This is a genomic window from Streptomyces sp. NPDC051211, assembly GCF_040689505.1.
Lineage (GTDB): Bacteria > Actinomycetota > Actinomycetes > Streptomycetales > Streptomycetaceae > Streptomyces.
In genome coordinates this window covers 67,538-93,380 of record NZ_JBFBAV010000001.1, presented here as the reverse complement: position 1 = coordinate 93,380, position 25,843 = coordinate 67,538, and the positions used below count along the sequence as shown (strand labels likewise).

Below are 25,843 nucleotides of genomic sequence, written 5' to 3'. Positions count from 1 at the left end.
CACGCCCCACCGATGCCATGGGGTGCCCTTGTCTCAGTGAACGGGGGATAACCCCACCCTGTGTGAGGCAGGCCCTAGACTCCCTGCCGTACCAGATCGTCGACAGTGGCCAGAGGAGCGAGGAACGGACGTGCCCGACCCAACGGTATCGACCGTAACCGTGCTCGCGGCGGACTACTTCCGAAGCTATTCGGTCGTCGGTTTGCTCGCGGCGCTCGGCGTGCTCTTCGTGGCCGTGGCCTTCGGTGCGGGACGGCTGCTGCGGCCCGTCGTGCCCACCCGCGAGAAGCTCCTGACGTACGAGTGCGGTGTCGACCCGGTGGGCGAGGGCTGGGCTCACACCCAGGTCCGCTACTACGTCTACGCCTTCCTCTACGTCATCTTCGCCGTCGACTCGATCTTCCTGTTCCCGTGGGCGACGGTGTTCGCCGCCGCGGGCTATGGCGCCACCACTCTGGTCGAGATGTTCATCTTCCTGGGGTTCCTGGCCGTCGGCCTGCTCTACGCGTACAAGAAGGGCGTCCTCGAATGGACGTGACACCGGCTGTGACAGCCGCCGAGGGACAGCTGCTCCCGGAGCCCAAGCGCCTGGGAGTCCTCTCCCGCCTCGCCCCGGAACCGATGAAGGTGGTCCTGAACTGGGGCCGCCGCTACAGCCTGTGGGTCTTCAACTTCGGGCTGGCCTGCTGCGCCATCGAGTTCATCGCCGCGTCGATGGCCCGGCACGACTTCATCCGGCTGGGCGTGATCCCGTTCGCGCCGGGGCCGCGCCAGGCCGACCTGATGATCGTTTCGGGCACGGTGACGGACAAGATGGCCCCGGCGGTCAAGCGCCTGTACGAGCAGATGCCGGAGCCGAAGTACGTCATCTCCTTCGGCGCCTGCTCCAACTGCGGTGGGCCGTACTGGGACTCGTACTCCGTCACCAAGGGTGTGGACCAGATCATTCCGGTTGATGTGTACGTGCCGGGCTGCCCGCCGCGCCCCGAAGCCCTCCTGCAGGGCATTCTCAAGCTTCAGGAGAAGATCGCCCGCGAGTCGCTCGCGGCGCGCTACTCGAATGCGCTGGCCCCGTCGGTCTCCCAGCTGACCAGCGGCCTGGTCACGCCCCCCGCCCGTGCGGAGGACCCGGCATGACCACCCTGTACGACGCCCTGCCCGAAGCGGCCCCCGAGATCTTCGGCGCGGAAGCGGTCGCGGAGCTCTCCTACGACGTGCTGACGGTGGACGTTCCCGTCGGCTCCTGGATCCAGGCCCTGGAGATCGCCCGGGACAAGCTGGGCTGCACCTACTTCGACTGGCTGAGCGCGGTCGACGAGCCGGGCACCGGCTTCCGCGTCTGCGCACACGTGGTCGCGCTGGAGGGCCACCGGGTCCGCCGGCTGCTCCTCCGTACGACCGTCCCGCACACCGCCCCCTCCCTCCCGTCGGCCATCGCCGTCTATGCGGGGGCGTCCTGGCACGAGCGCGAGACGCACGAGATGTTCGGCGTGGTCTTCACCGACCACCCCAACCTCGTACCGCTCCTCCTCCCGGAGAGCTTCGAAGGGCACCCGCTCCGCAAGGACTTCGTCCTGGCGGCCCGGGTCGCCAAGGCCTGGCCGGGAGCCAAGGAGCCGGGCGAGGGCGCCGACTCCGGCGGCCCGAAGCGCCGCACCATGCTGCCCCCCGGCGTCCCCGACCCCAACGACTGGGGACCCCTCAAGGGCCAGCTCCCGCCCGCCCCCGCCCGCCCGGCGCGCACCCCGCGCGCGCCCCGCGCCGCCGGCGAGGCCCCGCCCGCCCGCACCCCCCGCGAGGGCGCCCCGGTCCGCCGTGCCCGCTCGGTCGCCGAGGGCTCCGCGAGCCAGGCGGCCGAGACCTCGTCGGGCCCCGAAGCCCCTGCGCGCCCGGTACGCCGTACCCGCTCGGCGGCGGAGGGCTCCGCGAGCCAGGCTGCCGAGACCCCGTCGGGCCCCGAAGCCCCTGCGCGCCCGGTACGCCGTACCCGCTCGGCGGCGGAAGGCTCCGCGAGCCAGGCGGCCGCGCCCACGGAGCCGGCGGCCGGGCCCGCAGCCGAGCCGACTGCGCAGCCCGCGGCCGCGCCGACCGCGAAGCCCGCAGCCGAGCCGACCGCGAAGCCCGCAGCCGAGCCCGGCACCCCGGCCCGCCCGGCCCCGCGCAGCGCCGACGCCCCGTGGCACAACCCGAAGCCCGCCTTCGACGAGCCGGCCACGCCCGAACCGGAGCCCGAACCGGAGCCCGAACCGGCGGGGCAGCCGGAGCCGAAGGCTCCGCGGGCCGAGCCCGGGCCGGCCCCCGAAACCGCACCTGAAGCCCGGCCCGAGCCCCGGCCCGAGCCCCGGCCCGAGCCCCAGACCAAGCCCAAGCCCGAGACCCGACCCGACACCGGAGGCGACGCGTGAACGACGTACTCGATGTCGCGCTGCGCCTGCTCGTCGTCTTCGCCGTCTTCCTGGTGCTGCCCCTGGTCATCGGACAGACCGAGCACAAGGTGATGGCCCACATGCAGGGCCGCCTCGGCCCCATGTACGCCGGCGGCTTCCACGGCTGGGCCCAGCTCGTCGCCGACGGAGTCAAGTTCGCGCAGAAGGAGGACGTCGTCCCGGCCAACGCCGACCGGCGCATCTTCCAGCTCGCCCCCGCCGTCGCGCTCCTCCCGTACCTCCTCGTCCTCGTCGCCATCCCGATCGGCCCCGGCGAGGGCGCCGTCGGGCAGGTCATCGACGCCGGGCTGTTCTTCGTCCTCGCCGTCATGGGCGTCGGAGTCCTCGGCAGCCTGATGGCCGGCTGGGCCTCCGCCAACAAGTTCTCCCTGCTCGGCGGCCTCCGCACCGCGGCCCAGCTGCTCGCCTACGAGCTCCCCATGCTCCTCGCGGCCGCCTCCGTCGCCATGGCCGCCGGCACCGTCTCCCTCCCCGGGATCGTCGAGGCCTTCGAGTGGTGGTGGCTGCCCTGGCAGATCGTCGGCGCCCTGGTCTTCTTCACCGCAGGCCTCGCCGAGCTGCAGCGTCCCCCCTTCGACATGCCCGTCGCCGACTCCGAGATCATCTTCGGCGCCTACACCGAGTACACCGGCCTCCGCTTCGCCCTCTTCCTGCTCGCCGAGTACGCCGGCATCGTCGTCCTCTGCGCCCTGACCACCGTCCTCTTCCTCGGCGGCTGGCAGGGCCCGTGGGGTGCCGACGGCCTCGGCTGGGTGTGGACCCTGCTCAAGACCGCGGTCCTCGCCTTCCTCGTGATCTGGCTGCGCGTGACCTACCCCCGCCTGCGCGAGGACCAGCTCCAGAAGCTCGCCTGGACCACGCTCATCCCGCTCGCGCTCGCCCAGATCGCGCTCACCGGCATCGTGAAGGTGGCGATGAACTGATGCCCATTCCCGGATCCGGCCTCGCCAAGGGCCTGGCCGTCACCTTGCGCACGATGACGAAGCGCTCGCACACCGCCCAGTACCCCGAGGTACAGCCCGAGCTCCCGCCCCGCACCCGCGGGGTCATCGGCCTGTTCGAGGAGAACTGCACGGTGTGCATGCTGTGCGCCCGCGAGTGCCCCGACTGGTGCATCTACATCGACTCCCACAAGGAGACGATCCCGGCCACCACGCCCGGTGGCCGCGAGCGCAGCCGCAACGTCCTCGACCGTTTCGCCATCGACTTCTCCCTCTGCATGTACTGCGGTATCTGCATCGAGGTGTGCCCCTTCGACGCCCTCTTCTGGTCGCCGGAGTTCGAGTACGCGGAGACGGACATCCACGAACTCACCCACGAGCGCGACAAGCTCCGCGAGTGGATGTGGACGGTCCCGGCCCCGCCCGCCCTCGACCCGGCGGCAGAGGAGCCCAAGGAACTCGCCGCCGCCCGCAAGACGGTGGAGAAGGCCGAGGCGGAAGCCCGCGCCGCCGCGGAGGCGGAAGCCGCCGCCCGCGCCGCCGCCGAGGCCGGCCCGGCCGAGGCCGGGCCCGCCGCCGGTGACCCGGCCGGTCCCGCCGACCCCGACGCGCCGGCCGGAGGCGCCGCATGATGCACACCGCCCACCTGGCCGCCGCCGCCCAAGTCACCGGCCCCGGCTTCCTGTCGCCGACCGGCGTCGAAATCGCCTTCCTCCTCGTCGGTATCGCCACCCTCGGCGCGGCCCTCGTCACCGTCACCACCAAGCAGCTGGTGCATGCCGCCCTCTGGCTGGTGGTGGCGCTGGGCGGGATCGCCGTCGAGTACCTCCTGCTCACTGCCGAGTTCATCGCCTGGGTCCAGGTGCTGATCTACCTCGGTTCCGTGGTCGTCCTCCTCCTCTTCGGCCTGATGCTCACCAAGGCCCCCATCGGCCGCTCACCGGACGCCGACTCGGGCAACCGCTGGGCGGCCCTCACGGTCGCCCTGGCCTCCGCCGGCGCGCTCGTCTGGGTCGTGGTCGACGCCTTCCGCACCACCTGGATCAATCTCGACGGACCCGCCCAGGGCTCCACCAAGGTCTCCGGCGAGATCCTCTTCCAGCACTGGGTACTGCCCTTCGAGGCGCTCTCCGTCCTCCTGCTGGCCGCGCTGATCGGAGCCATCGTGCTGTCCCGCAAGACCGGCGACGAGACCGGCAACCGGACCGGCAACCAGACCGGAAGCGGCCGCGAGAAGGGGCAGCGCTGATGCACCTCGCCTACCCCGCCGTGCTCGCGGCGCTCCTCTTCTGCACGGGCCTGTACGGAGTACTGGCCCGCCGCAACGCCATCCTGGTGCTGATGTCCGTCGAGCTCATGCTCAACGCCGTCAACCTCAACCTGGTGGCCTTCGACGTCTGGCTGCGCGACACCCTGCACGCCGGCCAGGCCCTCACCCTCTTCACCATCGCCATCGCCGCCGCCGAGATCGGCATCGGCCTGGCCATCGTGCTGATGGTGTACCGCAACCGGGGCACGTCCGACGTCGACCGGCTGCGCGACACCGCCGAGGGCAACGAGCCGCCCGCACCGACCGCCGAGTCCGCTCCCCACGAGGTCGCCGCGTGACCACCACGACCCTCGCCGTCCTCGTCCCCCTCCTTCCCTTCCTGGGAGCGGTGGCCGGCCTGCTGTTCGGCCGCACCGCCCCCGGATTCGTCCGGCCGCTCGCCGTGCTGCCCACCCTGGCCGCGGCCGTGCTCGCCGTCCTCGTCGCCGTCCGCCAGGGCGGCGGCAAGGCGATCGACTCCGCGACGGAACTGACCCCGACCGGCTCGGTGCCGATCGAGCTGGCCCTCCACCTGGACGGCTTCGCCGTCCTCGTGGCCGTCCTGGTCGGTGTTGTCGCCACCTGCGTACAGCTCTACTCGACGGCCTACCTGCGCGAGGACCCGCGCTACCCGTCCTACGCCGCTCTGGTCTCACTGTTCACCTCCGCCATGCTGCTCGTCGTCTACTCCGGCGACCTGATGGTGCTGCTGGTCGGCTGGGAGATCATGGGCATCTGCTCGTACTTCCTGGTCGGCCACTACTGGGAGACCGAGGCGGCCCGCTCCGCCTCCCTCAAGGCCTTCCTCGTCACCAAGCTCGGTGACGTGCCGTTCCTGATCGGCCTGTTCGCGCTCGCCGCCGACGCCGGCTCCTTCCGGATCACGGAGATCCTCGGCGCCGTCACCGCCGGCGGGCTCGACCACCCGACGCTGATCGCCCTGCTCCTGCTGGCCGGAGTCGCAGGCAAGTCCGCGCAGTTCCCGCTGCACACCTGGCTTCCGGACGCCATGGCCGGCCCGACCCCGGTCTCCGCGCTGATCCACGCCGCGACGATGGTCGCGGCCGGCGTCTACTTCGTCGCCCGTCTCCTTCCGGTCTTCGCGGCCTCCCGGGCCGCGCTGGTGGTGATGGCCGTGATGGCGGCCGTGACGATGGTCGGCTCCGCGCTCGCCGCCCTCGCCCAGGACGACATCAAGCGCGTGCTCGCCTACTCGACGGTCGGTCAGCTCGGCTACATGACCGGCGCGCTGGCCGTCGGCGACCGCTCGGCCGCCGTCTTCCACCTCCTGTCCCACGGCGCCTTCAAGGCGCTCCTCTTCCTCGGCGCGGGCGTGATCATCCACGCCGCGGGGACGAACTCCCTGGCCGCCATGGCCCGGATGGACGGCCTGGCCAAGCGCATCCCCGACGCGTTCTGGACCATGTCGATCGCGCTGCTCGCGCTCGCCGCGATCCCCCCGTTCGCCGGCTTCTTCTCCAAGGAAGCCGTCCTGGTCGCCGCCGAGCACACCGCCACCGGGCACTCGGACTTCGCCCCGAGCACGGCCGGCTGGCTGGTGCTCGTCTCCGGCGTGCTGACCGCCCTGCTCACCGCCGCGTACGCCACCCGGCTCTGGCTGATGGCCTTCCGCGGCCGGGGCGCGGCCGCCCCCGACCACGGCAAGGAGCCGCTCGCCATGACCGGCGTGCTGTGGCTGCTGGCGATCCCCTCGGTCGCCTTCGGCCTCGCCGCCGGCCCGCTCGCCGACTGGTTCGACGGCAAGGAGCTGACCCCGACCCTGACCACCTCGGTGCTGGGCACGGGCGCGGCGGTCATCGGCGCGATGCTCACCTACGCCCTCTGGCAGCGTGCCTCCGTCACCGCCGCCCGGGCCGGTGCGGTCCCCACCGCACCCGGCGCACCGGTCGTGGCCGGTGCGGCATCCGACGCGGCCGAGTCCGCCGCCCAGGCCCCCGAGGTGGCCGAGGTGACCCACGAGCACCCGGTCGTCCCGGCCGCCCCCGCAGCCGACCCCGGCAAGGCGCTGCTCGGCCCGCTGTACCCGCACGCCCACGCCGGCTTCCACCTCGACGCCGTCTACGACGCGCTGTTCGTCCGCCCCGTGCGCGCCGCCGCCGGCCTGGTCCGCTTCCTGGACCGCACGGTCGTCGACACGTACGTCCGCGGAGCCGGCAGCGGCCCCGGGCTGCTCGGTGCCCTGGTGCGCCGCGCCCAGACCGGCAACGTGCAGAGCTACCTGAGCGCCCTGCTCGCCGGTGCCGTGGTCCTGGCGATCGCCACCGCCGTCCTTGCCAACGTCAACGCCGGATCGTGAGCCGTGAGTCAGCCGTGATTGATATCAGCCCATCCGTGATGCAGTTCCTTCTGGCGTTCATCGTGGCCGCACCGCTCCTGGGCGCGGCCGCGGCCCTGCTGCCGCCCCCGCCGGGGCTCAAGGGCCGCAGCCCCGAACAGGCGGTGCTCCGCCACGGCGTGACCGTGACCGGTGTCATCCTCGCCGCGGCGATCGCCCTCGCCCTGGGCTTCGACCACGACGCCCCGTCCCGCTTCCAGGGGACGACGGACATCAGCTGGATCCAGGCGCTGAACGTCCGGATCCACCTCGGCGTCGACGGCATCTCGCTCCCCCTCCTCCTGATGACCGCGCTGCTGTTCTTCCTCTGCGCGCTCTACAGCTACTTCAAGCTCCCCGCGGGCCCCTCCCCGAAGGCCTTCGTCGCCCTGCTCCTGGTCCTGGAGTCCGGCACGCTGGCGACCTTCGCGGTCCTCGACCTCCTCCTGTTCTTCCTCGCCTTCGAGATGGTGCTCATCCCGATGTACTTCCTCATCGCCCGTTGGGGCGGTGACCAGCGGCAGGCCGCCGCCTGGAAGTTCATCCTCTACACGCTGCTCGGTTCCGTGGTCATGCTGCTCGGGCTGCTGCTGATCGGGATCAACAGCGGCACTTTCGACATGGTGGCACTGGCCACTGACAACGGCCGCGAACTCACCCACGCCACCCAGCTGCTGGCGGTTCTCGCCATCGGTGTCGGCCTCGCCGTGAAGACGCCGATGTGGCCGCTGCACAGCTGGCTCCCGGACGCCCACACCGCCGCGCCGACCGTCGGCTCGGTCCTGCTGGCCGGCGTACTGCTGAAGATGGGTACGTACGGGTTCGTGCGGATCCTGCTGCCCGCCACCCCGGACGGCATGCAGACCTTCGCGCCCTACCTGGCCGCCTTCGCCGTCGTCGGCATCGTCTACGGTTCGCTCGCCTGCCTCGCGCTGGCCCGCAAGGGAGCGAACGGCGACCTCAAGCGGCTCATCGCGTACTCCTCCGTCGGCCACATGGGCTTCGTCCTGCTCGGCATCGCCACCATGACCCCCACCGGGGTCAACGGCGCCCTGTTCGCGAACATCGCCCACGGCCTCATCACCGGCCTCCTCTTCTTCCTGGTCGGCGCCCTCAAGGACCGTTACGGCAGCACCGATCTCGACACCCTCGCCGGCGCCACCGGCGCCGCGCTCTACGGCCGCGCCCCCCGCCTCGGCGCCCTGCTCGCCTTCGCCGCGGTCGCCTCCCTCGGCCTGCCCGGCCTGGCCGGGTTCTGGGGCGAGATGCTCGCGCTGTTCGGCGCCTTCGACCCGGCCGAGGGCCTGTCGCGGCCCGCCTTCCTCACCTTCATGGCGGTCGGCGCCTTCGGCACGCTGCTCACCGCCGCATATCTTCTGATCGTCGTACGACGGGTGTGCATGGGCGATCCGCACACCCTTCCCAAGTCGGCCCCGGCCGAGGTGTCCGACGTCCGGCACTACGAGTTCGCCGCCTGGACCCCGCTCGTCGCCCTCACCGTCCTCGCCGGCCTCTGGCCCGCGGTCCTCCTCGGCCTCACCGACCCGGCCGTCCAGAAGCTCCTCGCAGGAGGCAACGCATGACGGCCTTCGCCGCCCCCGGCGCCGCCAGTCTCGTCCAGACCGTCGACTGGCTCGCCATCGCGCCCGTGGTCATCCCGGCCGCCGTCGCCCTGCTGGTCCTCGTCGCCGACCTGTTCCTGCCCGAGGTGAAGAAGGCCCCGCTCGGCTGGATCTCCGTGGCCGGCCTGGCCGCCGCGACCCTCACGCTGCTGCCGTTGCGCGGCGACGACCGCTCCACCTTCTGCCTCACCGGCGACGCCCTCGCCGACGGCGCGGCCTGCAGCTACACCGCCGACCGGTTCACCCTCGTCATCCAGTTCCTGGTGCTCGCGGGCGCCCTGGTCACCGCCCTCCTGTCGGTCACCGCGATCCGCGACACCCGGCTGCCGGCCGGCGAGTACTGGTTCCTGCTGCTGTCCTCCGCCGCCGGCGCCGCCCTGCTGCCCGCCTCCCGCGACCTCGCCACCCTGATCGTCGCGCTGGAAGTCGCCTCGCTGCCCGCCTTCGCCCTCGTCGGCCTGCGCCGCGGCGACCGGCTGTCCTCCGAGGCCGCCCTCAAGTTCTTCCTGTCCTCGGTCACCGCGACCGCCGTCTCCCTGCTCGGCGTCAGCTTCGTCTACGCCGCCACCGGCACCCTGCACCTCACCCTGGTCGCCGACCGGCTGGAAGACGTACCCGGGCAGCTCGACACCCTCGCCATGGCCGGTGTCGCGCTCACCCTCATCGGGTTCGCCTTCAAGACCGCCGCCGTCCCCTTCCACTTCTGGGTCCCCGACACCTACGTCGGCGCGCCGCTGCCCATCGCCGGCTACCTCTCGGTGATCGGCAAGGCCGTCGGCTTCACCGGCCTGATCCTGGTCACCGTGATCGCCTTCCCGGCGTACTCCGACATCTGGGGCCCCGCCCTCGCCGTCCTCGCCGCGCTCACCATGACCCTCGGCAACGCCGCCGCCCTGCGCCAGGCCCCGGACCGCGCGCACAGCGCCGTACGGCTGCTCGCCTGGTCCTCCGTCGGCCAGGCCGGCTACCTGCTGGTCCCGATCGCCGCCGCCGCGTACTCCGAGCGCGACCAGATCGGCTCCACCGTCGCCTACGCCCTCATGTACGCCGTCGTGAACCTGGGCGCCTTCGCGGTCGCCGCGCTGGTGGCCCGTACCAAGCCGCTGAACCGGATCGCCGACTACCGCGGCCTGTACGCGGAGCGCCCGCTGGCCGCCCTCTCGCTGGCCTTCTTCCTGCTCTGTCTGGCCGGCCTGCCCCCGGGCATCATCGGCCTCTTCGCCAAGGTCACCGTCTTCCAGTCGGCCGTGGACGCCGGGCTGGGCTGGCTGGCCGTGGTCATGGCCGTCAACGTGGTCGTCGCCCTCTACTACTACCTCCAGTGGACCGCCCTGCTGTTCCGCGCGCCGGAGGGCGAAGCCGCGGCCGAGGGCCCCCGCGCGAAGGTTCCGTTCCCGGTCACCGCGGCCATCGCCGTCACCGGTGTGGTCTCCGTGGTCCTCTCGGGCGCCCCGCAGCTGGTCCTGCGCTTCGCGGCGACCAGCCTCTTCCCGCAGTGACAGCGGGCGCGCCGTAACACGTACGGAGTAGCGCCCGCCCCGGCCGGCCAGGCAGGCCCGGGAACCCGCCGCCCTCGCCTGGCGTTGACCAGGCAGGGAGGGTCCACTGGACCGTAGACCCTCAGAACCATGACGGGCTCCCCTGCCGCACCACCTGGAGGGCGTACCGTGCACCGCCGGCACAACGGGCTCAAGACCGCCGTACTCCTCGGCGGTCTGTCTGCACTGATCATCGTCATCGGAAGCTTCTTCGGGCGCACCGGCCTGATCGTGGCCGTGTTCATCGCCCTGGGCACCAACGCGTACGCGTACTGGAACAGCGACAAGCTGGCTCTACGCGCGATGCGCGCCCGCCCGGTGAGCGAGTTCGAAGCGCCCGAGCTCTACCGGATGGTGCGCGAACTCTCCACGTCCGCGCGCCAGCCGATGCCCCGGCTCTACATCTCACCGACCGAGGCGCCGAACGCCTTCGCGACCGGCCGCAACCCGCGCAACGCCGCCGTCTGCTGCACGGAGGGCATCCTCCGCATCCTCGACGAGCGGGAGCTCCGCGGAGTCATCGGGCATGAGCTGAGCCACGTCTACAACCGCGACATCCTGATCTCCTCGGTCGCCGGAGCCCTGGCCTCCGTGATCATGTTCCTGGTGAACTTCGCCTGGCTGATCCCGGTCGGCCGGTCCAACGACGACGAGGGCCCCGGCCTGCTCGGCATGCTGCTGATCATGATTCTGGGCCCGCTCGCCGCGTCCGTGATCCAGCTGGCCATCAGCCGCTCCCGCGAGTACGAGGCCGATGCCTCGGGCGCCCAGCTCACCGGCGACCCCCTGGCCCTGGCCAGCGCCCTGCGCAAACTCGACGCCGGCACCAAACAGCTCCCGCTGCCGCCCGAGCCCCGCCTGGAAACCGCGAGCCACATGATGATCGCCAACCCCTTCCGGCCGGGCCAGGGCCTCTCCAAGATGTTCTCCACCCACCCGCCCATGGCCGAGCGCATCGCCCGGCTCGAACAGATGGCAGGCCGCAGCCAGTGAAAACCATCCTGAACCTCATATGGCTCGTGCTCAGCGGATTCTGGCTGTTCCTGGGCTACTGCCTGGCCGGCCTCATCCTCTGCATCACGATCATCGGCATCCCCTTCGGCATAGCCGCCTTCCGGATCGCCCTCTACGCGCTCTGGCCCTTCGGCTACACCACGGTGGAACGCCGCGACGCGGGCGCCCCGTCCTGCGTGGGCAACGTCCTCTGGCTCGTCCTGGCGGGCTGGTGGCTGGCCCTGGGTCACATCGTGACCGGCATCGCCCTGTGCGTGACGATCATCGGCATCCCGTTCGGCATCGCCAACTTCAAGATGATCCCGATCTCCCTGCTCCCCCTGGGGCGCGAAATCGTCCGCACGGACGCACCCTTCGCCTCCCGGTGACACCGGGGGCCCGAGTGGCCCGCCGCTGCCCGGGCGTTCAAACGCTCATCCACACGCCTGCGGCCTTCGTGGAGATCCTCCATCTGCTGCGGGAACGCCGGGTCGCGATGGTCCTCGACTGAGTTGTCCACAGGCCGGGCGGGGTGTCGGCTGGGTGGTCCACCATGAAGTCATGAACGAGACCGAGCAGTTGCCGGAGCAAGTCGCCACCCGCGTGCCCAACTTCCCTCAGGGGCAGAAGGGTCCCCTCGCGGCCCCGCTGCCCACAGCCGAGATGGGCCGGGCCGAGGGCATACCCTGCTTCAGATCCCGCGCCTGAGCCGCCCCCGCACCAGATATACCAGCACGCCCAGCGCCAGCACGCCCGCGCCCGCGACCACCGAGGCGAGCGGCAGCGCGCAGGCGAGCACCACACAGCCGGCCAGCCCTGCCGCTGCCACGGCCCGTCCCTTGACACCTGAATCGTGTGAACCCAGCGTCCAGGCAGAGGCGTTCGCGATCGCGTAGTAGACCAGCACTCCGAAGGAGGAGAAGCCGATCGCGCCCCGCAGGTCCACGGTCGCGGCCAGCACCGCCACCACCGCACCCACTGCGAGTTCCGCATGGTGCGGAACCTGATTCCGGGGATGTACGGCCGCCAGCGTGCGGGGGAGATGGCCGTCCCGTGCCATCGCCAGGGCGGTGCGCGACACCCCCAGCACCAGCGCCAGCAGCGAGCCCAGCGCCGCCAGCGCCGCGCCCGCCTGGACGACCGGCGCCAGCCCGGGCCGCCCGGCCGCCCTGACCGCGTCGGCCAGCGGAGCGGTCGCCCCCGCCAGCCCCTCCGCGCCCAGCACCGACAGCACGGCCGCCGCCACCGCCGCGTACACCACCAGCGTGATCCCCAGCGCCAGCGGCACCGCCCGCGGGATCGTCCGCGCCGGATCCCGCACCTCCTCGCCCAGGGTGGTGATCCGCGCATAGCCCGCGAACGCGAAGAACAGCAGCCCGGCCGCCTGCAGCAGCCCGCCCGGCCCGCCGGAGCCACCCGTTCCGCCAGCCGCCCACAATCGGGCGGAATCAGCTGCTCCGGAACTCAGGCAGGCCACCACCACCCCCGCCAGCACGGCCAGCACCACCGCCACGATCACCCGGGCGATCCGGGCCGACTTCTGCACGCCCCCGTAATTCGCCGCGGTCAGCGCCACCACCGCCGCCACGGCCACCGACTGCGCCTGACCGGGCCACAGGTACGCCCCCACGGTCAGGGCCATCGCCGCACAGGATGCGGTCTTGCCCACCACGAAGGCCCAGCCCGCCAGATACCCCCAGAAGGGCCCCAGCCGCTCCCGCCCGTACACGTAGGTCCCACCGGAGGCGGGATAACGGGCGGCCAGCCGAGCCGAGGAATGTGCATTGCAGTAGGCCACGACCGCGGCCACCCCCAGTGCCGCCAGCAGGGCGCCGCCGGTGCCCGCGGCCCGGGCCGCCGGACCGAAGGCGGCGAAGATGCCCGCCCCGACCATGGCCCCCAGCCCGACCACGACCGCGTCGGACACCCCCAAAGTGCGCTTCAGCTCCTGCTCCATGCGGCGGACCCTAGCCGGGTTCGATGGCGCCCTCCCGCCCGGGTACGCGGGCAGCGGCCCGCTGCCGCTCCCAGCCGTCGAGAGCGGTCAGACAGGCGTGGTCCAAATGGCGCAGCCCGCTGAGGTCGAGACGTACGGACCGGTCGCCGGGCAGGGCGTCGAGCACGTCCGGCAGCTTCGGCAGCCGCAGAAAACTGGCATTGCCCGCGACCCGGACACACAGGACGTCCCCTCCCACACCTGCTCGATGTGCACGTGTGAGGTCTCCCAGGCCGCCTTGGCCACGGCCAGGCTCAGCCCCACCAGCACCCCCTCGAAGAGGTTGGTGGCCACGATCGCACCCGCCGTCACCAGCAGCACCACAGAGGGGCAGCGCGACCAGCGCGACGACAACGGATACCCCGAAGTCTTTGCGGAACGTGCCGGCCTGAGTCATGCGAAAGCCCCCTGCCCACACGGTCATGGTTGTCACCCAGCGTGGTGGGCGCACCAGCCCACGCATAGTGACCACAGGGGGCCCACAAAGGAGCGCACACCGCTTACGCGCTGCACACGACCGGCGAGCGCCGACCTTTAGCGGTAGTTCACGAACTGAATAGCGAAGTCCAGTTCCTTGCCCTTGAGGAGGGCCTGCACGGCCTGGAGGTCGTCGCGGCTCTTGGAGCTGACGCGCAGCTCCTCGCCCTGGACCTGGGCCTTGACGCCCTTGGGGCCCTCGTCACGGATGATCTTCGCGACCTTCTTGGCGTTCTCCTGGGAGATGCCCTCCTCGATCGACGCGAAGATCTTGTACTCCTTGCCGGACAGCTGCGGCTCGCCGGCGTCCAGCGCCTTCAGCGAGATCCCGCGCTTGACCAGCTTGGTCTCGAAGACGTCGAGGACGGCCTTGACCCGCTCCTCGGAGTTCGCCTCCATCAGGATCTTCTCGCCGGACCAGGCGATGGTGGCGCCCGTGCCCTTGAAGTCGTAACGCTGCGAGAGCTCCTTGGCGGCCTGGTTGAGGGCGTTGTCGACCTCCTGCCGCTCGACCTTCGAGACGATGTCGAAACTGGAGTCGGCCATGTGCTGTGGCTCCTTGAAGTCGGCTGCGATGTGCCCAGGGGGGCGCGGACCGGACATCCCCGCTCCGCACGGCAAAGCCTAGCCACCACGCCCACCACAAGCGCTGATCAATCCGGTGGCGAAGCACCCTCCGGCATCAGGTATCGTTTACGTCGTTGCCAGAGAGCGCCGCCGAAAAGCGGACTCAACGGCGACATCCCATGGCGGTGTGCCCGAGTGGCCAATGGGAGCGGACTGTAAATCCGTCGGCTTAGCCTACCCAGGTTCGAATCCTGGCGCCGCCACGCGAAGTGAGACCCCCGTTCATCTGCGGAAACGCAGAGGCGGGGGTCTTCTCGCATGGGCTTGGGCCCCAGGCGCATCGTCGGGCCGGGCCGGTCGTTGTCCACGCGTGAAATGGACATCTGAGACACGAGGCAAAGTCAGCAGCGGGGTGCTGGGCGCCCTGCTGGCCGCCGGGGTGCCGGCTCTGGTCGGGGCGGCGCTGGACACCGGCAGCGGTGAGCCCTATGTGGAGACGCGGCTCTATTTCGGGGCGCAGCGGCCCGGCGGGGGAGAGGTCGGGAAGCCCGAGTTCATGCGGTTCCTCGACCGGGAGGTCACCCCGGGCTTCCCGGAGGGGCTGACCCTGCAGGACGGCTACGGGCAGTGGCAGGGGCAGGACGGGCGGATCGTGCGGGAGACGTCCTACGAGCTGATCCTGCTGTACCCGGAGAAGGCCGCCGAAGAGCGCGACGCGCGCATCGAGCGGATCCGGCGCGCCTACCAGCACCAGTTCCGGCAGGACTCCGTCGGCCGGTCGGACGACCAGGTGACCGTGGACTTCTGACGGACCGCCGGTTCAGTTGCCGGCCACACCCTTCACGGCGACGTCCACCGGGGTGGTGCCCGAGACCAGTTCCAGGGTCAGGCCGGCCGTCGCCGGGGTGTCGACGAGTTCGGCCAGGACCGCCGCGACGTCGTCGCGCGGGATCGAGCCCCGGCCGGTGTGCGCCTCCATGCGGACCCGGCCGGTCCCCGGCTCGTCCGTCAGGGAGCCCGGGCGCAGGATGGTCCACTCCAGTCCGAGTCGGGTGCGGAGGTGATCGTCCGCCTCGCCCTTCGCGCGCAGGTAGGCGTCGAACACCTCGTCACCGGGATGCCGGGCGTCGGCGCCCATCGAAGAGACCATCAGGAAGCGGCGTACCCGGGCCCGTTCGGCCGCGTCCGTGAACAGCACGGCCGCGGCCCGGTCCACGGTGTCCTTGCGTGCGACCCCGCTGCCCGGTCCCGCGCCCGCCGCGAACACGGCCGCCTCCGCGCCCTGGAGGACTGCCGCGACCCGCTCCACCGAGGCCGACTCCAGGTCGCACAGCACCGGTTCGGCGCCGGCCTCCCGGAGGTCGTCGCCCTGTTCCGGGTCCCGGATGATGCCCGCGACCTCGTATCCGCGCGCGGTGAGCAGCCGCTCCAGCCGCAGCGCGATCTGACCGTGTCCACCCGCGATGACGATGCGCATGCCACGACCGTACGACGAGCCGCCCCCGCCCGCCCGCGAACACTCAGGGGCCTGGCTCCATACGGCCCTGCCGGGGGAGGTCCAGGGCCACCGCCACCGCCGAGTCGCAGTACTCCCGGACCGCGCTGGTACGGGCCACCACCCGGCCGCGGTGGATCACGATCCGGCTGTAGGCCAGGGACAGGACCCCTGCGATCCCGTCCCCGCGTACGGCGAGCAGTTCCGCCGGGAACCCGGCCTCCACCCGGATCTCGGGCAGCCCCATCGCCGACCGGGCCGCCGCGCTGACCGTCTCGTACGCCTCGGCCGGCCGCAGCCCGCCCTGGGAGGCGAGCAGGTAGGCGGCTTCCAGCGGGTCTCCGCGGCCGACCGGGTTGCCGGCGTCGCGGAGTGCCCCGCTGCCGGCCGCGACCCGGACCCCGGCCGCGCGCAGCAGCCGGACCGGAGCGGTCCGCAGGCCCCGGCGTTCCAGGGCCGCGCAGTCACCCTGCGGCAGGGAGGTCACCCGTACGCCGGCCGCGGCCAGTTGGTCGGCGGCGCGGGCGGCCACGTCGAGGGGGAGGCGGGAGAGGCCGCCGCAGGGGCCGATGGTGACCCCGGGGCGGAGGCCGCCGGCCATGGCCGCCAGCCGGGCCAGCCGGGCCGGGTCGTCTCCGTCGGTGTGCAGGTCGACCGGGCAGCCGTGCTCGGCGGCCAGCTCCAGCACGGCCTCGATGAACCCGGTCGGGTCCGGGTCCAGGTCGGGGCAGCCGCCGACCACCGCGGCGCCCATCTTCACCGCGTCCCGGAGCATGGCCAGCCCGTCCGCGCCGGCCACTCCGGTCAGCAGGCGGGGGACCGCCACCGCGGTGAGGTCGGTCAGGCCGCGCAGGGAGCGGCGGGCCTGCAGGACCGCCTCCATGGGGGCCAGTCCGTGCACGTCGCCGATCCGGACGTGCGAGCGGACGGCGGTGGCGCCGTGGCCGAGCTGGAGCAGGGCCGACTCGGTGGCCCGCCGCTGCACCTCGTCGGCGGTGTACGGGACGGGTCCTTCGGCGTCGGCCGTCAGCGCGGTGTCCCCGTGGGCGTGCGGCTCCGCGGGGGCGGGCAGCAGCAGATAGCCGCTGAGGTCCACCCGGGAGGGCCCGGGGGCGGGCAGGCTGCCGGCCGTGCCGACCGCCTGGATCCGGCCGCCGCTGAGCCGGACGTCCACCGTCCGGCCGTCCGTGAGACGGGCCCCGGCGAGCAGCAGCGTGGTCGGTTCGGCGGCGGATCCGTGCGCGGCACCGTGTCCGTGTGCGTGGCTGTCGGGCATCGCGCTCCTGCGGTGGCTCGGGCGGTTCCTGGGCCACGGCCCAAGATCACGCAGCGTGCTCAGAGCCTAGGGCGCAGGGCTGCCCGCTTCACGGAAGAGCCGAATAGTCGTACCGGTGTCGCGCCTCGACGGCGCACCCGTCGCAGGAGCCCCTCATGCCACCTCGGACCCGGGGGGAAACCCCCGCCGGAGGCCCCTGGGCCAAAGGATTTGGGCGATCGCCGGGAGGCCGTGTAATGTCTTCCCTGCTCGCCCCAATAGCTCAGTCGGTAGAGCGTCTCCATGGTAAGGAGAAGGTCTGCGGTTCGATTCCGCATTGGGGCTCTGGTGAGAGAGGTTCCCCACCCACGGGTGGGGAAACGATCACATCAAAGCGGCGTAGCTCAGTCGGTAGAGCAAGCGGCTCATAATCGCTGTGTCACCGGTTCAAGTCCGGTCGCCGCTACACACAGTAGCCGATTGCGGGGTCGGTCTCCCGATCGGCTACTCTTTTATGCGTTCATCCGTCCAATAGTCCGTCCAAGGAGCACTCACGTGGCTGCCACCGACGTCCGCCCGAAGATCACGCTGGCCTGCGTGGAGTGCAAGGAGCGGAACTACATCACCAAGAAGAACCGGCGTAACAACCCGGACCGTCTTGAGATGAAGAAGCACTGCCCGCGCTGCAACTCGCACACCGCGCACCGCGAGACCCGCTAACCACTGGCGAAGTCTCGTACACAGGCACCGTCATGAGGTCGTCCCCTTCCGAGGGGGCGGCCTCGTGTCGTTTCCGATGGTGCCGCCCTTGTGTCGTTCTCAACAGGAGGTAGTGAGCCATGGCGCTCGACCAGTCCTTCGTGGGGCGGACCTATCCGCCCACCGATCCGTACGAGGTCGGCCGGGAGAAGATCCGCGAATTCGCCGAATCGGTGGGCGACACCAATCCCGCCTACACGGATACCGAAGTCGCCAAGGCGCTCGGCCACCTCGATGTGATCGCCCCGCCGACCTTTGTGTTCGCCATCACGTTCAAGGCGGCGGGCAAGGTCATCGAGGACCCGCAGCTCGGTCTGGACTACAGCCGCGTGGTGCACGGGGACCAGAAGTTCGCCTACTCCCGCCCGGTGCGCGCCGGTGACCGGCTCTCCGTCACCTCCACCATCGAGGCGATCAAGTCCCTCGCGGGCAACGACATCCTCGACATCCGGGGCGAGGTTCACGACGAGACCGGCGAGCACGTGGTGACGGCGTGGACGAAGCTCGTCTCCCGCGCCGCCGAGGAGGCCTGAGATGACCGCACAGATCCGGTACGCGGACGTCGAGGTCGGCACCGAGCTGCCGGCCCAGTCCTTCCCCGTGACCCGCGCCACTCTCGTCCAGTACGCGGGTGCGTCCGGTGACTTCAACCCGATCCACTGGAACGAGAAGTTCGCCAAGGAGGTCGGCCTCCCCGACGTCATCGCGCACGGCATGTTCACCATGGCCGAGGCGATCCGGGTGGTCACCGACTGGGTGGGCGACCCGGGCGCGGTCGTCGAGTACGGCGTGCGGTTCACCAAGCCCGTCGTGGTGCCCAACGACGACCAGGGCGCGCTGATCGAGGTCAGCGCGAAGGTCGCGGCGCTGCTGGAGGACAACCGGGTGCGGGTGGACCTGACGGCGATGAGCGCCGGGCAGAAGGTCCTCGGCATGTCCCGGGCCGTCGTGCGCCTGGCCTGACCAGACCAGGCCTGACCAGACCAGGCCAGGCCTGACTAGGTGACCAGGCCCGGCCTGACCAGACCAGACCAGGCCTGACTAGGTGACCAGACCCGGCCTGACCATGCCCGATCTGCCGCCTTTGCGGCGGAGCGGCGCCCCCACCCGGCCAGGCCGGATGGGGGCGCCGATTCCCTCTTGACAGAGTTAGTGATTGAGCACTAACTTGAGGTCATGGCAAGGATGAGCGCAGAGGAGCGACGCGAGAGCGTCATCCGCGCGGCGATGCACGAGTTCGCCCGCGGCGGCTACCACGGGACCTCCACCGAGGCGATCGCCAAGCGTGTCGGGGTCTCGCAGCCGTACCTGTTCCGCCTCTTCCCCAACAAGCAGGCGATCTTCCTCGCTGCGGCCGACCGCTGCATGGAGGAGACCCGGCGCGTCTTCGCCGAGGCCGCGGAAGGCCTGCACGGCGAAGAGGCCCTGCATGCCATGGCCAACGCCTATACGAAGCTGATCGTCGAGGACCCGGACAAGCTGCAGATGCAGCTCCAGACGTACGTCACCGTGTCCGCCGCCGAGGCGGCCGGCGACCACGAGCTCGGCGAGCTCGTCCGCGCCGGCTGGCTGCGGCTCTGGGACACCGTCCACCTGCCCCTCGGTGCCGACGTGAAGGAATCCACCACCTTCATGGCGTACGGGATGCTCATCAACACCCTCGCCGCCATGGGATTCCCGCCCGGGCACCGGGTCTGGGAAGGCCTGTACCCCTCGGCCCGGATCACCGGCCGTCTGGAGATCTGATCCGGTGCGCTCCTGCCCGGCGCATCTTTTTGCCCACGAAAGTTAGTCAGCAATAACTAACAACGCTCAGGGGGAAATCGTGAACCAGCAAGAGATCCAACCGGACACACAGCACACCCCGCAGCCCCGGACGTCCCGGGACACCACGCTCCGCGGCCCGGCCCTCTGGGCCCTCGTCCTCACCGGCGTCGCCAGTTTCATGGCCGCCCTGGACAACCTCGTCGTCACCACCGCCCTCCCCGCCATCCGCGGGGACCTCGGCGGCAAGCTGGAAGACCTCGAATGGACGGTGAACGCCTACACCCTCACCTTCGCCGTCCTGCTCATGTTCGGCGCCGCGCTCGGCGACCGCTTCGGCCGCCGGCGGCTCTTCATCGCAGGCCTCACGATCTTCACCGGAGCCTCCGCCGCGGCGGCCCTCTCTCCCGGCATCGACGCGCTGATCGCCGCCCGCGCCGTCCAGGGCGTCGGCGCCGCGATCATGATGCCGCTCACCCTCACCCTGCTCACCGCCGCCGTCCCGGCCGCCCGCCGCGGCATGGCACTCGGGATCTACGGCGCCGTCACCGGCCTCGCCGTCGCCAGCGGCCCGCTCATCGGCGGCAGCCTCACCGAGCACATCTCCTGGCAGTGGATCTTCTGGCTCAACGTCCCGATAGGCCTCGCGCTGATCCCGCTCGCCCGCATGCGCCTCGCCGAGTCCACCGCCCCCGGCGCCCGCCTCGACATCCCCGGCACCCTGCTCATCAGCGGCGGCCTCTTCGGCATCGTCTACGGCCTGGTCAACGCCCACGCCGACGGCTGGACCAGCGCACCCGTCCTCACCAGCCTGATCGCCGGCAGCGCCCTCATCGCGGGCTTCGTGCACCACGGCTTCCGCAACGCCAACGCCATGCTCCCCATGCGGCTCTTCCGCAACCGCGGCTTCTTCGGCATCAACTTCGCCAGCCTGCTGATGTACCTCGGCATGTTCGGCTCGATCTTCCTGCTGAGCCAGTTCATGCAGGGCGTGCTCGGCTACTCGCCCACCGAGTCCGGCCTGCGCATCCTGCCCTGGACCGCCATGCCCATGGTCGTCGCCCCCTTCGCCGGCATCCTCTCCGACCGGATCGGCGGCCGCCCGGTCGTCGCCGCCGGCCTCGGCTTCCAGGCCCTCGGCCTGGCCTGGTTCGCCCTCGTCCTCACCTCCGACGTGTCGTACGCGGCTCAGCTCCCCGCCCTGATCCTCAGCGGCATCGGCATGGCCCTGTACTTCGCCCCGGCCGCCAACGTGGTGATGTCCACCGTCCGCCCCGCCGAGCAGGGTGTCGCCTCGGGCGCCAACAACGCCCTCCGCGAGGTCGGCGGCGCCCTCGGCGTCGCGGTCCTGGCCTCCGTCTTCTCCGCGGCCGGCGGTTACGAGTCCCCGCAGGCCTTCACCGACGGCACCGTCCCCGCCCTGTGGATCGGCGCGGCCGCGGTCGGCGTCGCTGCCCTGCTCGCCCTGCTGATCCCCGGCCGCCGCACAGCCGCCGGCGAGCCGACCGACACCGAGCCGACCGACACCGACCCGACCGCCACCGACCCGACCGCCACCGAGGTGCCGGCCACCGGCCCGACCGGCGCCCTCGACACGACCGGTGTCACCGCCGCCCCGGCCAAGCTCCCCGCCTGAGACCCGGACCGGCCGACCGACCGACCGGCCGAATCATCCCCGGCACGCGGGGAACCGGCCCGGCCCACCCCCCCACCGAAACCGAAAGGAGTACGACCATGCCCGACATCCCCTGGATCACTCCCACCGCTCCCGCCCCCGACGCCGAGGTCTATGTGATGGCCTCCCGCTTCGAGACCGAATCCCTGCTCGGCGCGATCAGGTTCTTCCTCCGGTCGCCCGGCATCATCCGCCAGATCCGCACCGCCCCCGGAGCCCACGGCGCCGCCCTCCGGGCCCGCCTCGGATCCCGCACCTTCCTGACCCTCTCCGCCTGGCAGGACCGCGACGCCCTCTACCGCTTCGCCCGCAGCGAGCCGCACCGCACCAGCTCCCGCGCGGCCGCCGCCTACATGAAGGAATCGGCCTTCACCTTCTGGTCAGCGACCGCCTCCGACCTGCCCGTGACCTGGGACGAGGCCGAGCGGCGGCTCGCCGCACAGAAGCCCGCCCACTGAATGCCGGGACGCTGCGGTCCGTGGCCCCGCCGGGAAGGCGGGGGCACGGACCGTACTCTTGTCCCCGTGCAGGAACTCCACGACGCCCCCCTCGCCCCGCTGACCACCTTCCGCCTCGGCGGCCCGGCGACCCGCCTGGTCACCGCGACCACCGACGCCGAGGTCGTCGCCGCCGTCCGTGCCGCGGACGAGAGCGGCACCCCCCTCCTGGTCATCGGCGGCGGCAGCAACCTGGTCATCGGCGACAACGGCTTCGAGGGCACCGCCCTGCGCATCGCCACCACCGGATTCACCCTGGCCGGCAGCACCCTGGAGCTCGCCGCCGGCGAGAACTGGAGCGAAGCCGTCGCCCGCACCGTCGAGGCCGGCCTCGCGGGCATCGAATGCCTCGCCGGAATCCCTGGCTCCGCCGGTGCCACCCCGATCCAGAACGTCGGCGCGTATGGCCAGGAAGTCTCCAGCACCATCACCGAGGTCGTCGCCTACGACCGCACCCGCGGCGAAACGGTCACCCTCGGCAACGCCGAGTGCGCCTTCTCGTACCGCCACAGCACCTTCAAGGACCAGCCCGACCGGTACGTGGTCCTCCGCGTCCGCTTCGCCCTGGAAGACGCGGGAGGCCTCTCCGCGCCGATCAAGTACCCCGAGACCGCCCGCGCCCTCGGCGTCGAGGCCGGCGACCGGGTCCCGGCCGCCACCGCCCGCGAGACCGTGCTCCGCCTGCGCGCCGGCAAGGGCATGGTCCTCGACCCCGCCGACCACGACACCTGGTCCGCCGGCTCCTTCTTCACCAACCCGATCCTGACCGACCAGGCGTACGCGGCCTTCCTCGCCCGCGTCCAGGAACGGCTCGGCGCCGACACCGTCCCGCCCGCGTACCCCGCCGGCGACGGCCGTATGAAGACCAGCGCGGCCTGGCTGATCGACAAGGCCGGTTTCACCAAGGGCTACGGCACCGGCCCGGCCCGGATCTCCACCAAGCACACCCTCGCCCTCACCAACCGGGGCGAAGCCACCACCGAGGACCTGCTCGCCCTCGCCCGCGAGGTCGTCGCCGGCGTCCACGCGGCGTTCGGCGTCACCCTGATCAACGAGCCGGTGACGGTAGGCGTCAGCATCTGAATGCGGTGTCCCCTGCACGGGGCCGGAACGGACCCCACCCGCCTGGTGGGACGCACGATCAGCAGAATCGTCGCGTCCTGGCACCTCTATGACGGCGAACGCTCCGAGGCGCCCCTGGACGTCTGGCTGATCGACAGCGAGGGCGAGTCCACCCGGATCAGCACCGGCTCCGACTGGTGCCTGATCGTCGAATGCGCCGAACCCCACGAGCCGTACGACATGGGGGAGTGGGGCCGGATCGAGGTCGGCGAGGACCTCGGCGACCACCCCTTCCTGCGCCATCTGGGGGACACCGTCGCCGCCGTCGCCGAGTTCGCCGACCCGGTGACCGGCCGCACCCTGCTGGAGATCGGCTTCGCCGACGGCGACCGCGTCCGCGCCGACTGCTGGGAAGGCGACCTGCGCCTCACCCGCTGAGCCAGTGGCCGATGCCGGCCAGCAGCTTGGCCCGGACGTCCTCCGGCGCCGCCGAACCCCGCACCGACTGCCGGGCCAGCTCCGCCAGCTCCGCGTCCGTGAACCCGTGGTGCCGGCGCGCGATCTCGTACTGGGCGGCCAGCCGCGACCCGAACAGCAGCGGGTCGTCGGCGCCCAGCGCCATCGGCACCCCCGCCTCGAACAGGGTGCGCAGCGGAACGTCCTCCGGCTTCTCGTACACCCCCAGCGCCACATTGGAGGCCGGGCACACCTCGCAGGTGATCTGCCGGTCCGCGAGCCGCCTGAGCAGCCGCGGGTCCTCGGCCGCCCGTACGCCGTGCCCGATGCGGGAGGCGTGCAGATCGTCGAGGCAGTCGCGGACGGACGACGGGCCCGTCAGCTCGCCGCCGTGCGGGGCCGCGAGGAGGCCGCCCTCGCGGGCGATGGCGAAGGCACGGTCGAAATCGCGGGCCATGCCGCGCCGCTCGTCGTTGGAGAGGCCGAAGCCCACCACCCCGCGGTCGGCGTAGCGCACCGCGAGCCGGGCAAGGGTGCGGGCGTCCAGCGGGTGCTTCATGCGGTTCGCGGCGATCAGCACGCGCATGCCGAGGCCGGTGTCCCGGGAGGCGGACTCCACCGCGTCCAGGATCACCTCCACGGCGGGGATCAGCCCGCCGAGGTGCGGCGCGTACGAGGTGGGGTCGACCTGGATCTCCAGCCAGCCGCTGCCGTCGCGGACGTCCTCTTCGGCGGCCTCCCGGACCAGCCGCCGGATGTCGTCCGGCTCCCGCAGACACGAGCGCGCGGCGTCGTACAGCCGCTGGAAGCGGAACCAGCCGCGTTCGTCGGTGGCACGCAGCTTGGGCGGTTCCCCGGCGGTCAGGGCGTCGGGCAGCCGTACGCCGTACTTGTCGGCGAGCTCCAGCAGGGTCGACGGGCGCATCGAGCCGGTGAAGTGGAGGTGCAGGTGGGCTTTCGGCAGAAGCGATAGGTCGCGTACGTGCTCCATCTGGTGATCCTGCCGTACGCGTCACCCGTTGGGCAGCCCATTCCCTGAACGGGACCTTGCCCGAACGTGAATCCGGGGGTGGGGTGGGCCGCTGCGCGGGGCTCTTCCCCACCCCGCCCCTTCCCGAACCGGGGCTCCGCCCCGGACCCTGCGGGGCTCCGCCCCGGACCCCGCGCCTCAAACGCCGGCGGGGCTGGAAGGCGCGGGGCTCCGCCCCGGGCCCGCGGCTCAAACGCCGGCGGGGCCGGCAGGCAGGGCCCAGAAATGCCGGAGCGGCGCCGACCCGTTCGGGTCGGCGCCGCTCCGGGGCGTCCTCTAGGCCTTCGCCTCGGCCAGCAGCTTCTGGATCCGGGACACGCCCTCGACCAGGTCCTCGTCGCCCAGGGCGTAGGACAGGCGCAGGTAGCCGGGGGTGCCGAAGGCCTCGCCGGGTACGACGGCGACCTCGGCCTCGTCCAGGATCAGCGAGGCGAGCTCGGCGGAGGTCTGCGGGCGCTTGCCGCGGATCTCCTTGCCCAGCAGGCCCTTCACCGACGGGTACGCGTAGAACGCGCCCTCGGGGGTCGGGCAGACCACCCCGTCGATCTCGTTCAGCATCCGCACCATGGTCTGGCGGCGGCGGTCGAAGGCCTTCCGCATCTCCGCGACGGCGTCCAGGTTGCCCGAGACGGCGGCCAGCGCGGCGATCTGCGCCACGTTGGAGACGTTGGAGGTGGCGTGCGACTGCAGGTTGGTCGCGGCCTTGATGACGTCCTTCGGGCCGATGACCCACCCGACCCGCCAGCCGGTCATCGCGTACGTCTTGGCGACACCGTTGACGATGATGCAGCGGTCGGCCAGCGCGGGCACCAGCACCGGCAGCGAGGTGAACTTCGCGTCGCCGTAGACCAGGTGCTCGTAGATCTCGTCCGTGAGGACCCACAGGCCGTGCTCCGCGGCCCACTCGCCGATCGCCTTCGCGTCGGCCTCGCTGTAGACCGCACCGGTCGGGTTGGACGGGGAGACGAACAGGACGACCTTGGTGCGCTCGGTGCGCGCGGCTTCCAGCTGCTCGACGGAGACCCGGTAGCCGGTGGTCTCGTCGGCGACGACCTCGACCGGGACACCGCCGGCGAGCTGGATCGACTCGGGGTAGGTGGTCCAGTACGGGGCCGGGACGATGACCTCGTCGCCCGGGTCGAGGATGGCGGCGAAGGCGTTGTAGATGGCCTGCTTGCCGCCGTTGGTCACCAGCACCTCGGCCGGGTCGACCTGGTAGCCGGAGTCGCGCAGGGTCTTCTCGGCGATGGCCTTCTTCAGCTCCGGCAGACCGCCGGCCGGCGTGTAGCGGTGGAACTTCGGGTCGCGGCAGGCCTCGACCGCGGCCTCGACGATGTAGTCCGGGGTCGGGAAGTCGGGCTCGCCCGCGCCGAAGCCGATCACCGGGCGCCCGGCGGCCTTGAGGGCCTTGGCCTTGGCGTCCACGGCGAGGGTGGCGGACTCGGAGATGGCGCCGATACGGGCGGACACCCGGCGCTCGGTGGGAGGCGTTGCAGAGGTCATGGGGCCAATCGTCCCAGACGGAAAACAGCCGCCGCACCGTGTTTCAGAGAGCGGACGGTTCGCCTCCGGAGCGTCTCCAGAACACCTCCAGTTGGTGTGGGGATCAATGCTGTTCGACGTCG

The 25,843-nt window shown here is 71.7% G+C and carries 27 protein-coding genes, 3 tRNA genes and 1 pseudogene; 24 read left to right on the top strand and 7 right to left on the bottom strand.

The window, feature by feature from the left end; genetic code table 11:
* Window positions 1-130 precede the first annotated feature (130 nt).
* The 12 genes from ndhC to AB0447_RS00475 all read left to right on the top strand — a co-directional run bounded on the left by ndhC (window position 131) and on the right by AB0447_RS00475 (window position 11,574).
* Window positions 131-538: an NADH-quinone oxidoreductase subunit A gene (ndhC, locus tag AB0447_RS00530; protein WP_366474172.1), complete on the top strand. Its 408-nt coding sequence runs from the start codon at window positions 131-133 to the stop codon at window positions 536-538.
* Window positions 529-1,137, top strand: coding sequence for an NADH-quinone oxidoreductase subunit B family protein (locus tag AB0447_RS00525; RefSeq protein WP_366474171.1), 609 nt, complete (start codon window positions 529-531; stop codon window positions 1,135-1,137). The genes ndhC and AB0447_RS00525 overlap by 10 nt, the downstream gene beginning before the upstream one ends.
* Window positions 1,134-2,405 carry an NADH-quinone oxidoreductase subunit C gene (locus AB0447_RS00520; protein ID WP_366474170.1) on the top strand — a complete coding sequence of 424 codons (1,272 nt, stop codon included), beginning with the start codon at window positions 1,134-1,136 and terminating at the stop codon, window positions 2,403-2,405. Before AB0447_RS00525 ends, AB0447_RS00520 begins: the two co-directional genes overlap by 4 nt.
* Window positions 2,402-3,370: a complex I subunit 1 family protein gene (locus AB0447_RS00515; protein ID WP_366474169.1), complete on the top strand. Its 969-nt coding sequence runs from the start codon at window positions 2,402-2,404 to the stop codon at window positions 3,368-3,370. Before AB0447_RS00520 ends, AB0447_RS00515 begins: the two co-directional genes overlap by 4 nt.
* A complete protein-coding gene (locus AB0447_RS00510; protein WP_366474654.1) occupies window positions 3,367-4,020 on the top strand; it encodes an NADH-quinone oxidoreductase subunit I in 654 nt (217 codons plus the stop codon). The genes AB0447_RS00515 and AB0447_RS00510 overlap by 4 nt, the downstream gene beginning before the upstream one ends.
* On the top strand, window positions 4,017-4,637 hold the full coding sequence (locus AB0447_RS00505) for an NADH-quinone oxidoreductase subunit J (protein ID WP_366474168.1): 621 nt from the start codon (window positions 4,017-4,019) through the stop codon (window positions 4,635-4,637). The genes AB0447_RS00510 and AB0447_RS00505 overlap by 4 nt, the downstream gene beginning before the upstream one ends.
* Window positions 4,637-4,996: an NADH-quinone oxidoreductase subunit NuoK gene (gene nuoK, locus AB0447_RS00500; RefSeq protein WP_366474167.1), complete on the top strand. Its 360-nt coding sequence runs from the start codon at window positions 4,637-4,639 to the stop codon at window positions 4,994-4,996. The genes AB0447_RS00505 and nuoK overlap by 1 nt, the downstream gene beginning before the upstream one ends.
* Window positions 4,993-7,014, top strand: coding sequence for an NADH-quinone oxidoreductase subunit L (locus tag AB0447_RS00495; RefSeq protein ID WP_366474166.1), 2,022 nt, complete (start codon window positions 4,993-4,995; stop codon window positions 7,012-7,014). The genes nuoK and AB0447_RS00495 overlap by 4 nt, the downstream gene beginning before the upstream one ends.
* Before the next feature lie 38 nt (window positions 7,015-7,052).
* A complete protein-coding gene (locus AB0447_RS00490; RefSeq protein WP_366474653.1) occupies window positions 7,053-8,615 on the top strand; it encodes an NADH-quinone oxidoreductase subunit M in 1,563 nt (520 codons plus the stop codon).
* The gene (locus AB0447_RS00485; RefSeq protein ID WP_366474165.1) at window positions 8,612-10,153 is read left to right on the top strand and encodes an NADH-quinone oxidoreductase subunit N; all 1,542 of its coding nucleotides are present in this window, start codon (window positions 8,612-8,614) and stop codon (window positions 10,151-10,153) included. The genes AB0447_RS00490 and AB0447_RS00485 overlap by 4 nt, the downstream gene beginning before the upstream one ends.
* A gap of 168 nt (window positions 10,154-10,321) precedes the next feature.
* Window positions 10,322-11,185 carry a zinc metalloprotease HtpX gene (gene htpX / locus AB0447_RS00480; RefSeq protein ID WP_366474164.1) on the top strand — a complete coding sequence of 288 codons (864 nt, stop codon included), beginning with the start codon at window positions 10,322-10,324 and terminating at the stop codon, window positions 11,183-11,185.
* Window positions 11,182-11,574 carry a YccF domain-containing protein gene (locus AB0447_RS00475; protein ID WP_366474163.1) on the top strand — a complete coding sequence of 131 codons (393 nt, stop codon included), beginning with the start codon at window positions 11,182-11,184 and terminating at the stop codon, window positions 11,572-11,574. The genes htpX and AB0447_RS00475 overlap by 4 nt, the downstream gene beginning before the upstream one ends.
* Window positions 11,575-11,876: 302 nt before the next feature.
* Here the strand turns inward: AB0447_RS00475 and AB0447_RS00470 are convergent, their stop codons facing one another.
* From AB0447_RS00470 to AB0447_RS00460, 3 genes and pseudogenes are all read right to left on the bottom strand, one after another.
* Window positions 11,877-13,142 (bottom strand): APC family permease, encoded by a 1,266-nt coding sequence (locus tag AB0447_RS00470; protein WP_366474162.1) that lies wholly within the window; start codon window positions 13,140-13,142, stop codon window positions 11,877-11,879.
* A 10-nt stretch (window positions 13,143-13,152) separates the two neighbouring features.
* A pseudogene (locus AB0447_RS00465) lies at window positions 13,153-13,508 on the bottom strand (SulP family inorganic anion transporter); the annotation flags it as partial.
* A gap of 207 nt (window positions 13,509-13,715) precedes the next feature.
* Window positions 13,716-14,204: a YajQ family cyclic di-GMP-binding protein gene (locus AB0447_RS00460; protein ID WP_366474161.1), complete on the bottom strand. Its 489-nt coding sequence runs from the start codon at window positions 14,202-14,204 to the stop codon at window positions 13,716-13,718.
* Window positions 14,205-14,406: 202 nt separating this feature from the next.
* Between AB0447_RS00460 and AB0447_RS00455 the strand changes: the two genes are divergently transcribed.
* Together AB0447_RS00455 and AB0447_RS00450 are read left to right on the top strand one after the other, a co-directional pair.
* Window positions 14,407-14,488: transfer RNA gene (locus AB0447_RS00455), tRNA-Tyr, on the top strand.
* Between the two features lie 107 nt (window positions 14,489-14,595).
* The gene (locus tag AB0447_RS00450; RefSeq protein ID WP_366474160.1) at window positions 14,596-15,033 is read left to right on the top strand and encodes a DUF3574 domain-containing protein; all 438 of its coding nucleotides are present in this window, start codon (window positions 14,596-14,598) and stop codon (window positions 15,031-15,033) included.
* Between the two features lie 12 nt (window positions 15,034-15,045).
* Here the strand turns inward: AB0447_RS00450 and AB0447_RS00445 are convergent, their stop codons facing one another.
* The gene (locus tag AB0447_RS00445; protein WP_366474159.1) at window positions 15,046-15,702 is read right to left on the bottom strand and encodes an SDR family oxidoreductase; all 657 of its coding nucleotides are present in this window, start codon (window positions 15,700-15,702) and stop codon (window positions 15,046-15,048) included.
* Between the two features lie 43 nt (window positions 15,703-15,745).
* The gene (locus AB0447_RS00440; RefSeq protein ID WP_366474158.1) at window positions 15,746-16,996 is read right to left on the bottom strand and encodes an amidohydrolase family protein; all 1,251 of its coding nucleotides are present in this window, start codon (window positions 16,994-16,996) and stop codon (window positions 15,746-15,748) included.
* 251 nt (window positions 16,997-17,247) lie between these two features.
* On the opposite strand from AB0447_RS00440, the gene AB0447_RS00435 reads away from it, so the two are divergent.
* From AB0447_RS00435 to AB0447_RS00390, 10 genes are all read left to right on the top strand, one after another.
* Window positions 17,248-17,320: transfer RNA gene (locus tag AB0447_RS00435), tRNA-Thr, on the top strand.
* 48 nt (window positions 17,321-17,368) lie between these two features.
* Window positions 17,369-17,441: transfer RNA gene (locus tag AB0447_RS00430), tRNA-Met, on the top strand.
* Window positions 17,442-17,530: 89 nt separating this feature from the next.
* Complete coding sequence (gene rpmG / locus AB0447_RS00425) at window positions 17,531-17,695, top strand: 50S ribosomal protein L33 (protein ID WP_003956487.1); 165 nt, start codon at window positions 17,531-17,533, stop codon at window positions 17,693-17,695.
* Between the two features lie 119 nt (window positions 17,696-17,814).
* Window positions 17,815-18,267, top strand: a complete 453-nt coding sequence (locus tag AB0447_RS00420) for a MaoC family dehydratase N-terminal domain-containing protein (protein ID WP_366474157.1) — start codon at window positions 17,815-17,817, stop codon at window positions 18,265-18,267.
* A gap of 1 nt (window position 18,268) precedes the next feature.
* Window positions 18,269-18,697 carry a MaoC family dehydratase gene (locus AB0447_RS00415; protein ID WP_366474155.1) on the top strand — a complete coding sequence of 143 codons (429 nt, stop codon included), beginning with the start codon at window positions 18,269-18,271 and terminating at the stop codon, window positions 18,695-18,697.
* Window positions 18,698-18,910: 213 nt separating this feature from the next.
* Window positions 18,911-19,480, top strand: coding sequence for a helix-turn-helix domain-containing protein (locus AB0447_RS00410; RefSeq protein ID WP_366474154.1), 570 nt, complete (start codon window positions 18,911-18,913; stop codon window positions 19,478-19,480).
* Between the two features lie 94 nt (window positions 19,481-19,574).
* Window positions 19,575-21,134, top strand: coding sequence for an MFS transporter (locus AB0447_RS00405; RefSeq protein ID WP_366474652.1), 1,560 nt, complete (start codon window positions 19,575-19,577; stop codon window positions 21,132-21,134).
* 98 nt (window positions 21,135-21,232) lie between these two features.
* Window positions 21,233-21,631, top strand: coding sequence for a DUF3291 domain-containing protein (locus tag AB0447_RS00400; protein WP_366474153.1), 399 nt, complete (start codon window positions 21,233-21,235; stop codon window positions 21,629-21,631).
* A gap of 66 nt (window positions 21,632-21,697) precedes the next feature.
* Entirely contained in the window at window positions 21,698-22,753 is a 1,056-nt protein-coding gene (locus AB0447_RS00395; protein WP_366474152.1) for a UDP-N-acetylmuramate dehydrogenase, read from the top strand.
* Between the two features lie 45 nt (window positions 22,754-22,798).
* Window positions 22,799-23,170: a hypothetical protein gene (locus AB0447_RS00390; RefSeq protein WP_366474151.1), complete on the top strand. Its 372-nt coding sequence runs from the start codon at window positions 22,799-22,801 to the stop codon at window positions 23,168-23,170.
* Here the strand turns inward: AB0447_RS00390 and AB0447_RS00385 are convergent.
* Both AB0447_RS00385 and AB0447_RS00380 read right to left on the bottom strand, forming a co-directional pair.
* Entirely contained in the window at window positions 23,160-24,179 is a 1,020-nt protein-coding gene (locus tag AB0447_RS00385; protein WP_366474150.1) for an adenosine deaminase, read from the bottom strand. The genes AB0447_RS00390 and AB0447_RS00385 overlap by 11 nt on opposite strands.
* A gap of 315 nt (window positions 24,180-24,494) precedes the next feature.
* The gene (locus AB0447_RS00380; protein ID WP_366474149.1) at window positions 24,495-25,721 is read right to left on the bottom strand and encodes a pyridoxal phosphate-dependent aminotransferase; all 1,227 of its coding nucleotides are present in this window, start codon (window positions 25,719-25,721) and stop codon (window positions 24,495-24,497) included.
* Window positions 25,722-25,843 lie beyond the last annotated feature (122 nt).

Bases quoted from the DNA above. Each gene is read 5' to 3' on its own strand.
- AB0447_RS00525 (WP_366474171.1), top strand. From the start codon at position 529: ATGGACGTGACACCGGCTGTGACAGCCGCCGAGGGACAGCTGCTCCCG.
- AB0447_RS00520 (WP_366474170.1), top strand. From the start codon at position 1,134: ATGACCACCCTGTACGACGCCCTGCCCGAAGCGGCCCCCGAGATCTTC.
- AB0447_RS00505 (WP_366474168.1), top strand. From the start codon at position 4,017: ATGATGCACACCGCCCACCTGGCCGCCGCCGCCCAAGTCACCGGCCCC.
- nuoK (WP_366474167.1), top strand. From the start codon at position 4,637: ATGCACCTCGCCTACCCCGCCGTGCTCGCGGCGCTCCTCTTCTGCACG.
- AB0447_RS00490 (WP_366474653.1), top strand. From the start codon at position 7,053: ATGCAGTTCCTTCTGGCGTTCATCGTGGCCGCACCGCTCCTGGGCGCG.
- AB0447_RS00485 (WP_366474165.1), top strand. From the start codon at position 8,612: ATGACGGCCTTCGCCGCCCCCGGCGCCGCCAGTCTCGTCCAGACCGTC.
- AB0447_RS00470 (WP_366474162.1), bottom strand. From the start codon at position 13,142: ATGGAGCAGGAGCTGAAGCGCACTTTGGGGGTGTCCGACGCGGTCGTG.
- AB0447_RS00460 (WP_366474161.1), bottom strand. From the start codon at position 14,204: ATGGCCGACTCCAGTTTCGACATCGTCTCGAAGGTCGAGCGGCAGGAG.
- AB0447_RS00445 (WP_366474159.1), bottom strand. From the start codon at position 15,702: ATGCGCATCGTCATCGCGGGTGGACACGGTCAGATCGCGCTGCGGCTG.
- AB0447_RS00440 (WP_366474158.1), bottom strand. From the start codon at position 16,996: ATGCCCGACAGCCACGCACACGGACACGGTGCCGCGCACGGATCCGCC.
- AB0447_RS00420 (WP_366474157.1), top strand. From the start codon at position 17,815: ATGGCGCTCGACCAGTCCTTCGTGGGGCGGACCTATCCGCCCACCGAT.
- AB0447_RS00415 (WP_366474155.1), top strand. From the start codon at position 18,269: ATGACCGCACAGATCCGGTACGCGGACGTCGAGGTCGGCACCGAGCTG.
- AB0447_RS00410 (WP_366474154.1), top strand. From the start codon at position 18,911: ATGGCAAGGATGAGCGCAGAGGAGCGACGCGAGAGCGTCATCCGCGCG.
- AB0447_RS00400 (WP_366474153.1), top strand. From the start codon at position 21,233: ATGCCCGACATCCCCTGGATCACTCCCACCGCTCCCGCCCCCGACGCC.
- AB0447_RS00385 (WP_366474150.1), bottom strand. From the start codon at position 24,179: ATGGAGCACGTACGCGACCTATCGCTTCTGCCGAAAGCCCACCTGCAC.
- AB0447_RS00380 (WP_366474149.1), bottom strand. From the start codon at position 25,721: ATGACCTCTGCAACGCCTCCCACCGAGCGCCGGGTGTCCGCCCGTATC.